Here is a 13,286-nt window from a genome sequence, read left to right on the forward strand (position 1 = left end):
GGCGCGGTGACCCGATGTCACTTGGCGCATACCGCCTTGTCGGCTCTCACTTGCTCGACGTCCTCCGGGGCCTTCGCCGGCCCGGTGATGAGCTGGCCCGCGCCCCTGAAGTCGTCCCCCAGCGTGAGCACCATCGCCTCCAGACCCTCGGCGTCGGTGGTGCCCTGCTTCATGGCCGACGCGGGAAGCCCCATCATCTCGGCGAGCGTCCGGGCCTGATCGGCCTGGTTGGGCGCGTACTCCAGGGTCGTCTTCTTGATCTTCTCGGGGGCGTTGGCCTTGTTGGTGGACTTCAGCACCCCCTGCTCGTTCTGGAGCCAGGTGACGGTCGAACCGGCCGCTCCCGGGATCTCGCCGCCGTTGAGGACGTCCACCCGTACGTCGGCGGGATCGGCCTTCGGACCCTTGAGGAGGGCCGCCTGCTTGCTCTTGGCGTCCTTCTCCTTCTGCTTCACCTCGGTCAGCGAGGTGTCGGAGCGCATCATCGCGAAGAGCTGCTCGCCCTTGACCGGGTCCACGACCACGGTGACGGGCTTCGGCTCGGCCGGGTTGTCGATGACCGGCATCGTGAGGAAGGTGATGTTCTTCGTGTCGACCTTGGAGATCTCCTGCGCGAGCGTCATCAGCTTCTTCGCGTCGGCGATGGCGGAGTCGACGGTCAGCGCGTTGGTGGCGGCGTCGGCCAGCTTGTAGAGCTTCTTCGGGTTGGTCAGGGTGTCGCTCGACTTCATCTCGCGGATCATCGAGCCGAGGAACTGCTGCTGCACCTTGATCCGGTCGAGGTCGCTCCGGTTGCCGAAGCTGTCGCGCGTACGCAGCAGGGCCAGCGCCTTCTCGCCCTGGACCGTCGACTTGCCCTGCGGGAGCACCAGATGGGACTTCGGGTCGTCGACCGGCTTCGCCATGCAGACCTCGACGCCGCCGACCGCGGTGGTCAGCTCCTTGACCGCGTTGAAGTCGACCATCATGAAGTGGTCCGGCTTGAGGCCGGTGATGGCCTCGACCGTCTTCATGGTGCAGCCGGGGTCGCGGCCGTTCTGGCCGAGGCTGGTGTTGAAACGTTCGTTCGGGGTGCCGGGGATGACGTCGGTGGTGCCGTCCGGCTTCTTCGTCTCGCACTCGGGGATGTCGGTCACCAGGTCGCGCGGGATGCTCATCGCCGTCGCGTTGGTCCGGTCCTCGGAGACGTGGAACAGGATGTTGGTGTCGGCGTGGCCGATGCTGCCCTTGTCGCCGTACCCCTCGTTGCCCTTGCCGGTGCGCTTGTCGGTGCCGATGACCAGGATGTTCATCGGGCCTTCGGTGACGACGTTCTTGCTGCCGGCGTCACCCACGTCGATGGAGTCGATGTTCCCGTTGAACTTCTGGTAGAGGGCGTACGCGCCGACCGAGGTGCCCACCACGACGAACGCCATCACCCCGCCCGTCCACAGCAGCGCCCTCTTCTTGCGCGACTTCGGGGGCTTGCGCTTCCGGCGCCCGGACGTGGGCGGCTCGGCGGCCCCCCGGGCCCCCTGGGAGCTGCGGCGGCTGCGCTGGCCCGGAACCTCGCGGCGCGTCCCGTCCGCGGCGGCCCCGCGCGATCCGGCCCCGCGGCGGCCCGAACCCTCGCGGGTGGCGCCGCTCCGGGACGACTCCCCGCGGCGTCCGGCTTCCTCGGCCGTCGCCGTGCGCGCGGAACTGCTCGCCGTACGGGTGGAACTGCTCGACTCCCCAGCGGAGTGGTCCAGTCGCAATTCGTAATTACCGGTGTGCGGGTTGAGTACCCACTGGTCGGCGGGGTCGATATCGTCCGCCCGTCCACGACTGTGCGCGTCCACGGTTGCCTGCGTCCTCCGTCGGTGCCACGCGAGGCGCCCTCCCCCGGCGAGGCGCTCGTTCCTTCGCTCCAGCAGTGCACGACCCTGACGGCCGGAAGCACCGGATCGCGTCACACTATCCGGCCGATTCCAGGTCGAGCGACGTGCGTGACACATTCCACCCCCTTTACAACCGGGCATTCTTCCCATTGCGCGCCGATTGTGTTCTATGTCTTGGCAATTGCTTTACTGCTTGCACAGGTCGTCCGCCGCGCTCGAACCCGAATAGGTGGGCGTGGGTGTGGGGCTTTCGGATCCCGCGTCGTCCGGCTTGCCGTCCTGCCCGCTTTCCTGCTCCCGTTCCGCCTCTTCGAGTTCATCGGCCGGGACCACGGCGACGGGCTTGTCCTCGCGGAGTTGCCGGAACAGGTCTCCCGCGTCCGGTTCGACGAGTTCGTCCCGATTGGGGTTGTTGCGGTACGGCTGCCGGGGCACGGTCAGGAACTGCACCTGCTCGGTCGGTACGTCGCGCATCCCGCGCACCAGGTCGTACAGGTCGCGCAGCGAGGCCAGCCCCGGGTCGGTGGTCAGCGACTTGGTGGCCGCGTCCAGCACCGGGTAGAGCCGCGCCGGGTTGAGCAGGACGCCGTTGCTCTGCATCTTGTTGACGAGCGCCCCGAGGAACTGCTGCTGGCGCTCCATGCGTTCGGTGTCGCTGCCGTTGCCGAGGGACTTGCGGGCCCGTACGTAACCGAGCGCCTCCTCGCCGTTCAGCGTCTGCCGGCCGGCCGGGAGCTTGAGGTGCGCGTCCTCGTCGTCGATCGGCTCCTTGAGGCAGATCTCGACCCCGTCCACCGCGTCGACCATGTCCTTGAAGCCGTTGAAGTCGACGACCATGTGGTGATCGACGCGGATGCCGGTCATCCGCTCCACGGTCCGGATCGTGCAGGCGGTGCCGCCGAGCTCGAACGCCGCGTTGAACTGGGTGAACCGTTCCCGCGTCTTCTTGTCGTCCGCGGTGCGGCAGCTGGGGACCTCCACCATCAGGTCGCGGGGGATCGACACGGCCGTCGCGCTCTCCCGGTCCGCCGCGAGGTGCAGCAGGATCGTGGTGTCCGAGCGCTGGCTGCCGCCGTCGTCCCGCCCGTACTCGCTGTTCTCCCCGGCCCGGCTGTCGGACCCGATGAGCAGGATGTTCTGGGCGTCCATGACGACCGGGGTCGGCCGCTCCTTCTCGTACTGCTTGAGTTCGGCGGCGGCGCCCGTGTCGGTGGTGATGTTCCCGTCGAGCTTCTGGTACATCCACCACCCGACGCCGGCGGCGACCAGCACGAGGAACGAGGCGGCGAGCGCGGTCCAGCGCAGCCAGTGGCTCCTGCGGGCGGCGACGATGCCGTCCTTGGGCTGGTCCGCCCAGGTCTGCACGCCGCCGTCGCCATCCCGGGCGGGGACGGCCGCGGCGGCGCCGGAAGCATCGGCGCCGCCGCCGGTTCCCCCGGCCCGACGGGCCTGACCGCTCTCCCCGCCGGCTTCGCGGGCTTCGCCGGCGGCCGGACCGGCCTGGTGCGGGGCGTCGTCCTGAGGCGGACCGTCCTCGTGCCGGGCGTCCCCCTGCGGGGCGTCCCCCTGCGGGGCGTCCCCCTGCGGGGCGTCCCCCTGCGGGGCGTCCCCCTGCGGGGCGTCCCCCTGCGGGGCGTCCCCCTGCGGGGTGTCGCTCCGGGGCGAACCGCCCTGCGGGGCCCCGCCCCCGGAAGCCGCTGCCTCGGGGGCCTCGGAAGCCGCCCCTTCGGAGGCCTCGGAAGCCGTTCCCCCGGGGGCCGCGTCCTCGGGCCGCCCGGACTCTTCCCGCGACCTGTCCTGCGGCCTGTCCTCGGCCGGGCGGTCCGGGTCGGACGGCGGGCCAGCGCTGTCGGTCACGTCTGCGTCCATCCTTCACGTTCGGCGGCGCGAGGGGCCGCCGGTCGCAGGAGTAGACGGCTGAAACTCGCGCTTGGTTGTGCACGGCCAGGAGAGTGGTCTGTACCGCTCGATCATCTACCCGCTCCCGGGCCGTTCACCGGGGACTCGGCCCGCTGTGGGCCGGACGAGTGGACCTCAGCGCGCTTGTCATACCGCGGTGTTGGTGACCCGCTCGCTCTCGGTCCGCTGGGCCAGCCCGTCCGCGTCGAGCTGTGCGAGGTGGCGGCACAGCACCACGGACCCACCCGCCGCCAGGGGCGCGAAGAGCCCCGCGCTCAGCCCTTCCCACGTGTCGTACGTACGCCCGGTGAGCAGCCGGGACCCCGGTACGAGGCCGAGGGCGCCGGCGTCCTCGCGGGCCCGGGCGACGAGCTGCGCACCCGTCAGCTCGACGCCGCCCACGGCCAGCGCGGGGGCGTCGGCGTCCACCGGGGCGAAGGGCGCGAAGCGGTCCCCCTGGCCCGGCACCTCCACCGCGTAGTCCGTGAACCCCTCGGGCGCCTGCGGGAACCGGCCACCCAGCGGACGCAGGGCCAGAGCGACGCGCTCGCCCCGGCACGCCCGTGCCCGTTCCAGGGAGTCCGGGCCGGTCACCACGAGGTCGGCGGCGGCCGGGTCGCCCTGGACGTCGGCGACGACCCCGACGGACGAGCAGGCGAGCAGCCAGACCGCGGACTGCCAGTGCGCGGGCAGCAGCAGGGCGAGCCGGTCGCCGGGCTCCGCGGCCAGGTCGCCCTGGAGCAGATTGGCGGTCTTGGCCACCCAATTGGCGAAGGTGGCCACCGACAGTTCGACGCGTTCTCCGGTGGCGTCGTCGTAGAAGGTGACCAGGGGGCGGGCCGGGTCCGCGGAGAGGGCGGATCGCAGCAGGTCGGCGGGGGTGCGGTCGCTGGAGTTCATCCGCGCAAGCGTACGCGGGGGCGCGGTACGGGGCGGGCTGAACGGGTGTCACGTACGCCGGTTCGGCAGACGGTGCGTCATGAAGCGGCCGATGTCCGGGTAGCCGGACTCATCACTCTATGTCCACTATCGTTCACATGCGTGCACTATTGGTCACCTCAGTCGGTGTCACCTGCGCGGCGGCCCTCATCCTGCCGCTCGCCACTCCCGCCCTGGCCGCCCCGCCCCCGCACACCGTCTCGGCCGGGCCGCCTTCCCTGTCCCCCGAGTCACCGGGTGCCGGCCCGCCCGCGGTACGGACCGCCGGACTCCCCGCGGCCGATTCCGCGGGCTCGACGCAGTCCCTGCCCCTGGAGTCCCTCGCCGCGCCGTCCGACCGGGTCGCGGGTGCGGGCGCGGCGGCCGGTCAGGGGCTGGAGCGCCGGACGGCCCGGCCGTTCTCCCTCGTGGGGGTGGTCTGGGACGACGCGAAGGCCGAACTCCACGGCACGGTCCAGGTCCGTACCCGGGCGACCGGCTCCGCGGACTGGTCGGACTGGCAGGACGTCGAGACCCACAACGCCGAACACGCCGCCGACCTCGGCAGCGACGAGCGGTCCTCGGGCGGGGTGCGCGGGGCGACCGCCCCTCTCTGGGTCGGCGACTCCGACGGCGTGGAGGTCCGCGTACGGCCGGAGCCGGCCGGTCCGCGGGGCCGGTCCGCGACCGCGCCGCTTCCCGAGGGGATGCGCCTCGAACTCGTCGACCCCGGCCCGGACCCCGCACCCGGGCCCGCCGCGGAGACCGCGCCCGAGCCCGCCGCGGAGACCGCGCCCGAGCCCGCCCGGGCCGCCCCCGCCGGCCGGAGCGCCGCCGTGGCGGCGTTCGCCGTCAACCCGGCCCCGCCCACGACGCCGGTCGTCCTGCCGGAGGTGCTCACCGCCGAGTCCGAGGCGGCCTCGGCCGTCAACGCGGAGCTGGCGCCGCTCGGCGCGACCTTCATCCCCGCGCTGACCAAGGCGCAGACGGAGGATGCGGCGACCATCGCGGCCGGGGCCAAGCCGTACATCGGCCCCCGGCCAGGGATCATCACCCGCAAGGGCTGGGGCGCGGACGAGAGGCTCCGCGAGCGCCAGTTCGCCTACACCAAGACCGTCAAGGCGGCCTTCGTGCACCACAGCGCGACCGGGAACAACTACACCTGCAAGCAGGCGCCCTCGGTGCTCCGCTCCATCTACCGCTACCACGTCCAGAGCAGCGGCTGGCGCGACTTCGGCTACAACTTCGCCGTCGACAAGTGCGGAAACATCTACGAGGGCCGGGCCGGGGGTGTCACGAAGGCGGTCCTGGGCGCCCACACCCTGGGCTTCAACACCAACACCATGGGCATCGCGGTCCTCGGCTCCTACTCCTCCACCAACCCGCCCGCCGCCGCCGTGACGGCCGTCTCCAAGCTCACCGCCTGGAAACTGGGTCTCTTCGGGCGCAACCCCAAGGGCAAGGTCACCCTGACCTCCGGCGGCAGCAACAAGTACAAGGCGGGCGCGAAGGTCAGGATGAACGTCATCTCGGGCCATCGGGACGGCTTCGCAACCGAATGCCCCGGAGCGCGTCTCTACAAGAAGCTCGGCACGGCCCGGACCACCTCCGCCAAACTGCAGGGTCGCTGACCGGAGCGGGGCTCGGCCGGTCTGCTTAACTGACCAGTCACGAACGAGGCCAGGCCCCGGCAGGAAGCAGAGACGGTGCTGTGACAGAGGCAAAAGAAGCGATCCTCCTGGTCGGGGGCAAGGGCACCCGGCTGCGTCCGCTCACGGTGCACACCCCGAAGCCGATGGTCCCGGCGGCGGGGGTCCCCTTCCTCACCCACCAGCTGGCGCGGGCCAGGGCGGCCGGGGTGGAGCACATCGTGCTTGCCACGTCCTACCTGGCCGAGGTCTTCGAGCCGTACTTCGGGGACGGCTCCTCGCTCGGTCTGCACATCGAGTACGTCACCGAGGAGGAGCCGCTCGGCACCGGCGGAGCCATCCGCAACGTCGCGGCGAAGCTGTCGTCGGGGCCGGACGAACCGGTCCTGATCTTCAACGGCGACATCCTGACCGGGCTCGACATCCGGGCCCTGGTCACCTCGCACACCGACTCCGGGGCGGACGTCTCCCTCCACCTGACCCGGGTGGAGGACCCGCGCGCCTTCGGGCTCGTGCCGACCGACCCGACGGGCCGGGTCACCGCCTTCCTGGAGAAGCCGCAGACGCCGGAGGAGATCGTCACCGACCAGATCAACGCCGGGGCGTACATCTTCCGGCGCTCGGTCATCGACACCATCCCGTCCGGCCGCCCGGTCTCCGTCGAACGCGAGACCTTCCCCGGACTGCTCGCCTCCGGAGCCCACCTCCAGGGCATGGTCGACTCCACGTACTGGCTGGACCTCGGCACCCCGGGAGCCTTCGTGCGCGGCTCCGCCGACCTCGTCCTGGGCCGGGCCCCGTCCCCGGCGGTCCCCGGCCGCTGCGGCGACCGCCTGGTCCTGCCGACCGCCTCCGTCGCCCCGGACGCCAAGCTCACCGGCGGTACGGTCGTCGGCGCCGGAGCGGTGATCGGCGCGGGCGCGCGGGTGGACGGCTCCACGGTCCTGGAGAACGCGACCGTCGAACCGAACGCGGTCGTCACGGACTCCCTGGTCGGGGCGGGCGCGCGGATCGGCAGCCGTACGGTCCTGGCCGGCGCGGTGATCGGCGACGGGGCCCAGGTGGGCGCGGACAACGAACTCCGTGACGGGATCAGGATCTGGTGCGGGGCGACGCTGCCGGACGCCTCGGTCCGCTTCTCCTCGGACCAGTAGCGCTGCTGCCCGTACCCTCGAAGAGCCGCGGGAGGAGCAGCAGCCCTCCCGCACCGACGAGCATCCAGGGACACCGAGACTTCGTGGCAGGACGATTCGCCCCCCGCACCCCGCGGGCAGCGCTGCCCCAGCAGGCTGCTGCGCCCGGGGCTGCTGCGGCTGAGGCCGTCACGCTCGGGTCTGCCGTGTCCGGAGCCACGGTGTCCGGGTCTGCCGTGTCCGGAGCCACGGTGTCCGGGTCTGCCGTGTCCGGAGCCACCGTGTCCGAGGCCGCCGTGCCCGAGGCCGCCGCTCCCTTCACCCGGGAGTGGACGCCCCGGGGCCCCCTGGACCTCCGTCTGGTGCTGGGACCGCTGCGCCGGGGCCCGGCGGACCCGACGTTCCGGATGGCGGGGGACGGAACCTTCTGGCGGGCGACCCGCACACCCGCGGGCCCCGGCACCCTGCGCATCGCGCGGCGCGGCGAACGGATCGCGGCGGCGGCGTGGGGCCCCGGCGCGGACTGGCTGCTGGAGGGCCTGCCCGCGCTCCTGGGCGCGGAGGACGACCCGGACGCGTTCGTCCCGCGCCACCGCCTGCTGGCCCTGACCCGGCACCGCCGACCGGGCCTGCGGCTGCTGCGCACGGGCCTGGTGCTGGAGTCGCTGATTCCCTCGGTCCTGGAACAGAAGGTCACCACGGACGAGGCGTACCGCGCCTGGCGCCATCTGGTCCGCCGCTACGGCACCCCCGCCCCCGGCCCCACCTCCGACCTGGGCCTGCACGTCATGCCGGACCCGCACGGCTGGGCGATGATCCCGTCCTGGGAATGGCACCAGGCGAACGTGGACGCCAAACGCTCGTCGACGATCCTGCGAGCGGTACGGGTGGCCCGCCGGCTGGAGGAGGCGACGACGATGCCGCTGCCCGAGGCACAGGCCCGCCTCCAGTTGATCCCGGGAATCGGCCCCTGGACGGCGGCGGAGACCCTCCAGCGCTCGAACGGCGCCCCGGACGCGGTCACGGTCGGCGACCTGCACCTCCCCGGCATCGTCGGCCACGCCCTGGCGGACAACCGCGACGCGGACGACGAGGAGATGCTGACCCTGCTCGCCCCCTACGAGGGCCAACGCCACCGGGCCACCCGTCTGATCCTGCTCTCGGGCCGCGGTCCGCAGCGCAGAGCGCCGAGGATGCGCCCGGGCAACATCGTGAACCTGTAACCGCGCCCAGGCCCCGACCCCCGCCTTCGCCGGCCAAGCCCCGCCCCTCCGGCCAAGCCCCGCCCCTCCGGCCAAGCCCCGCCCCTCCGGCCAAGCCCCGCCCCTCCGGCCAAGCCCCTCCGGTCCGGGCAAGCCCCGCCCCTCCGGTCCGGGCATTGCCCCGCCTTCGCCGGACCCTCTCATCCCCAGCCGGGGAAGCCCTACCCCTCCGGGCGATCCCAGCCTTCACCGGGCAAACTCAGCCCCTCCGGCGCTTGAGGAGCGGGGCCCGGGGCGGAGCCCCGGTTTCGGGAAGGGGCGGGGAGGGGACAAGCCCCGCGCAGCGGCACACACCCCGCGCGCACCCACGCCCCGCGCGCACCCACGCCCCGCGCGCACCGAGGCCCCGGTCCCCACGATCACCCGCAGGCTCATCGTCGCCCCCGGCCCCACCGAGGCCCGGGGCCCACCCACGCCCGCTCACCCCACCTCACCGCACGGTGAGAAACGCCTCCGCCTCCCGGGCCCCCCGCTCCCGAGGCACCCCCACCCCGTGCCCCACCGCCACGGCCCCCAACGGATCCCAGGACGACGGCAGCGAGAGCACCTCCCGCACCACGTCCCGGCAGAACATCGTCGAGGACACCCACGCCGACCCCAGCCGCTCACCGGCCAGCGCCACCAGGAAGTTCTGCACCCCGGCCCCCGCCGCGACCACGAACATCTCGCGCTCCGCGGTGTCCCGCCGCTCGTCCCCGTACGTGTGGGAGCCGTCCATCACCAGGCACGGCACCACCAGATACGGCGCGTTGCGCAGCACGTCCCCGCGCCGCACCCGCTTGGCGATCGACTCCTCGCTCTTCCCGTCGCGCCGCAGATCCTCGATCCACGCCTCCCGCATCGCGTCGAGCAACCGGGTCCGCGCCCCGGCGGACTCCAGCAGCACGAACCGCCACGGCGTCGTGTGATGAGGCGCGGGCGCGGTGACGGCCGCCGCCACGGCGCGCCGCACCGCCCCGGGGTCCACCGGCTCGTCGCTGAACTCGCGCACCGTACGCCGCAGCGTCACCGCTTCGCGCACGGCCTCGGACGTACCCAGCCGGAACATGTCGTCGGCGGCACTCCGCACCAACGCCCGGGCTCCGGGCCCGTCGTCGGAGGCGACCACGTGCGACAACCCCCGGACCACCGCCACCGGCAGGCCCTCCGCCTTGCCCTTGACCAGATCCCCGGCCGAGGCCAGCTCGTCCGCCGTGGCCACGATCGTGGCGCTGAGCGGATGGCCGTGCGCGTCCGTCCCGCCCCGCAGGTCGTCCAGCACCCGCACCCCGGCCGCACCGATCGCGACATCCGTCAGACCGTTGCGCCAGGGCCGTCCGAAGGTGTCCGTGACGACGACGCCGACCTCCACGCCGAGGGCGTCCCGCAGTCCGTCCCGGATGGTCCGGGCGGAGGCGTCGGGGTCCTCGGGCAGCAGGAGCACGGTCCCGGCGGGCGTGTTGGACGCGTCGACCCCGGCGGCGGCCATGACCAGCCCCTGCCGGTTCTCCACGATCCGCAGCGTCCCGCGCCGGGCGACGACCCGCACGGTCTCGGCGTCGATGGCGGCCTCGCGGTCCGCGGCCTCGACGATCCGGCCCTCCGCCTTGGAGACGATCTTCGACGTGACGAGCAGGACGTCCCCGTCGGCGAGCCCCGGCTCGGCGGCGGCGATCAGCTTGGCGAGATCGTCACCGTCCCGTACCTCGGGCATCCCGCCCACGGCCCACACACGGAAGGAGGGAACGGTCCCGGCCGGGCCACTCACGCTTCCCCCGCCCACGCCCTCGTCCTCATCGGCGCCGACCGCGCCCCCTGCCCCGGGGACGGCACTCACGCCCGTACCTCCTCGGCCAGCGTCAGCGCCTGCCGGGCCATCTCCGCGGTCGCGTCCAGGTCCGTCATCATCAGCGGCACCGCCCGGCAGCGAATCCCCGCCGCCTCCACCTCGTCGACCGCACCCGCGTCCACCGTGTCCACCAGCCAGCCGTCCAGCAGCCCCGACCCGTAGTGCCGGGCCACGGCCGAGGCCGTCGACTCGACGCCCACCGCGGCGAGCACCTTGTCCGCCATTCCGCGCACGGGAGCGTCCCCGACGATGGGGGAGAGGCCGACGACCGGCACGCCCGCCTCGGCGATGGCCTCGCGGATCCCGGGCACGGCGAGGATGGTGCCGACGGACACCACCGGATTCGACGGCGGGAAGACGATGACGTCGGCGGCGCCGATGGCCTCCAGCACCCCCGGAGCCGGCTTGGCCTGCTCCGCCCCGACCGGCACGATCGCCCGCGCCTCGACGGAGGCGCGCAGCTTCACCCAGTACTCCTGGAAGTGGATCGCCCTGCTCTCGCCGTCCGTCTCGACGGCGACATGCGTCTCGACCCGGTCGTCGGACATGGGGAGCAGCCGCACGCCCGGCTGCCAGCGGGCGCAGAGCGCCTCGGTGACCGCGCTCAGGGGGTAGCCCGCGCCGAGCATCTGCGTACGGACGATGTGGGTCGCGAAGTCACGGTCGCCGAGACCGAACCACTCGGGGCCCACGCCGTACGCCGCGAGTTCCTCCTTCACCCGGAAGGTCTCGTCGGTACGCCCCCAGCCCTGATCCTCGTTGATGCCACCGCCGAGGGTGTACATCACGGTGTCGAGGTCGGGACAGACCTTCAGCCCGAACAGATGGATGTCATCACCCGTGTTGCCGATCACCGTGATGTCCGCGTCGGGCGCGGCCTGCTTGAGGCCGCGAAGGAAGCGGGCACCGCCGATGCCACCGGCCAGAACAACAATGCGCATGCACAGCAGTTTGTCAGGCGGGTACGGCGTCCACGGCCGTCGGGGCGCTTTGGCCCGGGTGCATCGGCATCTCGGTCAGGCCCGGGTAGTAGACGTGCAGACTCACGGCCGGTTCGAGCGAATCGTTGACCACCTCGTGGACGTACCCCGGGGCGAAGGACCGCTGCGCGCCCGCGCCGAGGGACCGCGTCCCGCGCTCGGTGTGCTCGGTCAACTCGCCTTCCAGGACCGTCAGGACGCCGGCGGAGAGACCGTGGTCGTGGAGTCCGCTGCCCTGTCCGGGCACCCAGCTGAGCAGCCACACCTCGTAGCCGGGGCCCTGGTGCAGGCGGTGGTACCAGCGGGAGACGGAGTCGTACCGGACGATGGGGGCCCACCGTGCGCGGTCGGCCGCGACGGAACGCGCGAGGCCGACGAACTCGGAGACGGTGGAGGGGTGCTCGCGGGCGGGCTGCAGGAGGTGCTGGACCTCAAGGATGTCGCCGGCGATCTGAAGGTCGCTGTCGCTGTTCATGGCTGCGGTGGTTCCTCGGCATGGGGGGCGTGCGGGGAGTCGCGGGGCGCGTCAGCAGCTCGGCGGGAGCTGCGGGGGAGTACCGGAGGCGCGGGGGCCGGCGGATGGCCGGAGAGCCGGAGGGCTCAGGAGCCGGGCAGGCCGACCGGCCGGTGGCCGGAAAGAGGCTGGATCAGAAGCTGGAGCGCGGGGGCATCAACAGCTGTGACAGCTGGAACAGCAACAGCGGGCCTGGACAGCACTACGGAACCCACGGAGGTGGGTGACGTGCAGAGCTCCGGTCGCCGACATGGAGTCAAGGAGAACCGGCTCGGCCGTCCGTTGTCAACTCGATGCCCGATATGGGGGCGTTGCTTCACTCCTTCCGGTCATCGGGTCCGGAGAAAGGTTTATGCACCCGCGGCGGGGACACGTGGCGCATCGTGCGCGCCCTCAAACGTGACTGACGCTCCGTGACCTTACTGTGATCTTGATCGCTTCAGTGATCGAATCGCAACACGGAACCGGCCTCGTTCGTCTCACCGGGAGAAGGTGTGACGCTGTGGAGGTCGTGGCATATGTCAGATTTTTGTTGTTTTGAACACTTAGTGCATACGCTTGGTTCCGCAGAGTGAATCCCTGGGTCAATAGCAGATCCTCGCTTGACTGCCCCAGAGCTACAGCTTTGTAATTTCACTCGTGTCGTTCGGCCGCAAAAGGCTGCATCACGGGACGTAAGAGACAGACGAGGGGCGCACATGACCGAGCTGTTCCAGCAACTGCTGGTCGAGGACGCGGACGAGGAACTCGGCTGGCAGGAGCGCGCACTGTGCGCCCAGACCGATCCCGAGTCCTTCTTTCCGGAGAAGGGCGGATCCACCCGCGAGGCCAAGAAGGTCTGCCTCGCCTGCGAGGTGCGATCGGAATGCCTGGAGTACGCCCTCTCCAACGACGAACGCTTCGGCATCTGGGGCGGGCTCTCCGAGCGGGAACGGCGACGCCTCAAGAAGGCCGCCATCTGACACGAGGCCGCCCCGCGTCCGGCGACCGGCCCCCGCTCATCCCGGGCGCCGCCCCGGCTCCCCGCAGGCCCGAGCCCCGGACAGCCACGCAGAGCCCCGCTCGTCTCCGACGGCCCGTCCGCCGCCCTCCCCGGGGCGGCGGACGGGCCGTCGGCAGTCCCGGGCCCGCCCCCGAACCGGCGCGGGCGCCGCCGCCTGTCCGTACCGTTAGTGTGGGGCCCCGTCCGAGACGCGCCAACGCCCCGCCGGGGCACGCGTGTACACCGATGCAGCCCCCGGGGA

At 72.3% G+C, this 13,286-nt stretch carries 10 protein-coding genes; 4 read left to right on the plus strand and 6 right to left on the minus strand.

The window, feature by feature from the left end; all coding sequences use genetic code 11:
- Positions 1–17: 17 nt before the first annotated feature.
- The 3 genes from KME66_RS21495 to KME66_RS21505 form a co-directional block, all read right to left on the minus strand.
- Complete coding sequence (locus KME66_RS21495) at positions 18–1,820, minus strand: LCP family protein (protein WP_216324929.1); 1,803 nt, start codon at positions 1,818–1,820, stop codon at positions 18–20.
- 225 nt (positions 1,821–2,045) lie between these two features.
- A complete protein-coding gene (locus tag KME66_RS21500; protein WP_216324931.1) occupies positions 2,046–3,728 on the minus strand; it encodes an LCP family protein in 1,683 nt (560 codons plus the stop codon).
- A gap of 177 nt (positions 3,729–3,905) precedes the next feature.
- Positions 3,906–4,658: a TIGR03089 family protein gene (locus KME66_RS21505; RefSeq protein ID WP_216324933.1), complete on the minus strand. Its 753-nt coding sequence runs from the start codon at positions 4,656–4,658 to the stop codon at positions 3,906–3,908.
- Between the two features lie 137 nt (positions 4,659–4,795).
- Between KME66_RS21505 and KME66_RS21510 the strand changes: the two genes are divergently transcribed.
- The 3 genes from KME66_RS21510 (at position 4,796) to KME66_RS21520 (ending at position 8,681) form a co-directional block, all read left to right on the plus strand.
- The gene (locus tag KME66_RS21510) at positions 4,796–6,307 is read left to right on the plus strand and encodes a peptidoglycan recognition protein (protein ID WP_216324936.1); all 1,512 of its coding nucleotides are present in this window, start codon (positions 4,796–4,798) and stop codon (positions 6,305–6,307) included.
- A gap of 80 nt (positions 6,308–6,387) precedes the next feature.
- Entirely contained in the window at positions 6,388–7,479 is a 1,092-nt protein-coding gene (locus tag KME66_RS21515; RefSeq protein ID WP_073225594.1) for a sugar phosphate nucleotidyltransferase, read from the plus strand.
- Between the two features lie 245 nt (positions 7,480–7,724).
- On the plus strand, positions 7,725–8,681 hold the full coding sequence (locus tag KME66_RS21520) for a DNA-3-methyladenine glycosylase (RefSeq protein ID WP_253208437.1): 957 nt from the start codon (positions 7,725–7,727) through the stop codon (positions 8,679–8,681).
- A gap of 469 nt (positions 8,682–9,150) precedes the next feature.
- Here the strand turns inward: KME66_RS21520 and KME66_RS21525 are convergent, their stop codons facing one another.
- The 3 genes from KME66_RS21525 to KME66_RS21535 all read right to left on the minus strand — a co-directional run bounded on the left by KME66_RS21525 (position 9,151) and on the right by KME66_RS21535 (position 12,003).
- A complete protein-coding gene (locus tag KME66_RS21525; RefSeq protein WP_079185726.1) occupies positions 9,151–10,467 on the minus strand; it encodes a coenzyme F420-0:L-glutamate ligase in 1,317 nt (438 codons plus the stop codon).
- 65 nt (positions 10,468–10,532) lie between these two features.
- Positions 10,533–11,489, minus strand: coding sequence for a 2-phospho-L-lactate transferase (cofD, locus tag KME66_RS21530; RefSeq protein WP_073225598.1), 957 nt, complete (start codon positions 11,487–11,489; stop codon positions 10,533–10,535).
- 13 nt (positions 11,490–11,502) lie between these two features.
- On the minus strand, positions 11,503–12,003 hold the full coding sequence (locus tag KME66_RS21535) for a cysteine dioxygenase family protein (RefSeq protein ID WP_216324941.1): 501 nt from the start codon (positions 12,001–12,003) through the stop codon (positions 11,503–11,505).
- A 737-nt stretch (positions 12,004–12,740) separates the two neighbouring features.
- Between KME66_RS21535 and KME66_RS21540 the strand changes: the two genes are divergently transcribed.
- Positions 12,741–13,004, plus strand: coding sequence for a WhiB family transcriptional regulator (locus KME66_RS21540; RefSeq protein ID WP_003968728.1), 264 nt, complete (start codon positions 12,741–12,743; stop codon positions 13,002–13,004).
- Positions 13,005–13,286: the final 282 nt, after the last annotated feature.

Source organism: Streptomyces sp. YPW6, assembly GCF_018866325.1.
Lineage (GTDB): Bacteria > Actinomycetota > Actinomycetes > Streptomycetales > Streptomycetaceae > Streptomyces.

Coding starts and splice junctions, on each gene's coding strand:
- KME66_RS21505 (WP_216324933.1), bottom strand. CDS start 4,658: ATGAACTCCAGCGACCGCACCCCCGCCGACCTGCTGCGATCCGCCCTC.
- cofD (WP_073225598.1), bottom strand. CDS start 11,489: ATGCGCATTGTTGTTCTGGCCGGTGGCATCGGCGGTGCCCGCTTCCTT.
- KME66_RS21535 (WP_216324941.1), bottom strand. CDS start 12,003: ATGAACAGCGACAGCGACCTTCAGATCGCCGGCGACATCCTTGAGGTC.
- KME66_RS21500 (WP_216324931.1), bottom strand. CDS start 3,728: ATGGACGCAGACGTGACCGACAGCGCTGGCCCGCCGTCCGACCCGGAC.
- KME66_RS21510 (WP_216324936.1), top strand. CDS start 4,796: ATGCGTGCACTATTGGTCACCTCAGTCGGTGTCACCTGCGCGGCGGCC.
- KME66_RS21540 (WP_003968728.1), top strand. CDS start 12,741: ATGACCGAGCTGTTCCAGCAACTGCTGGTCGAGGACGCGGACGAGGAA.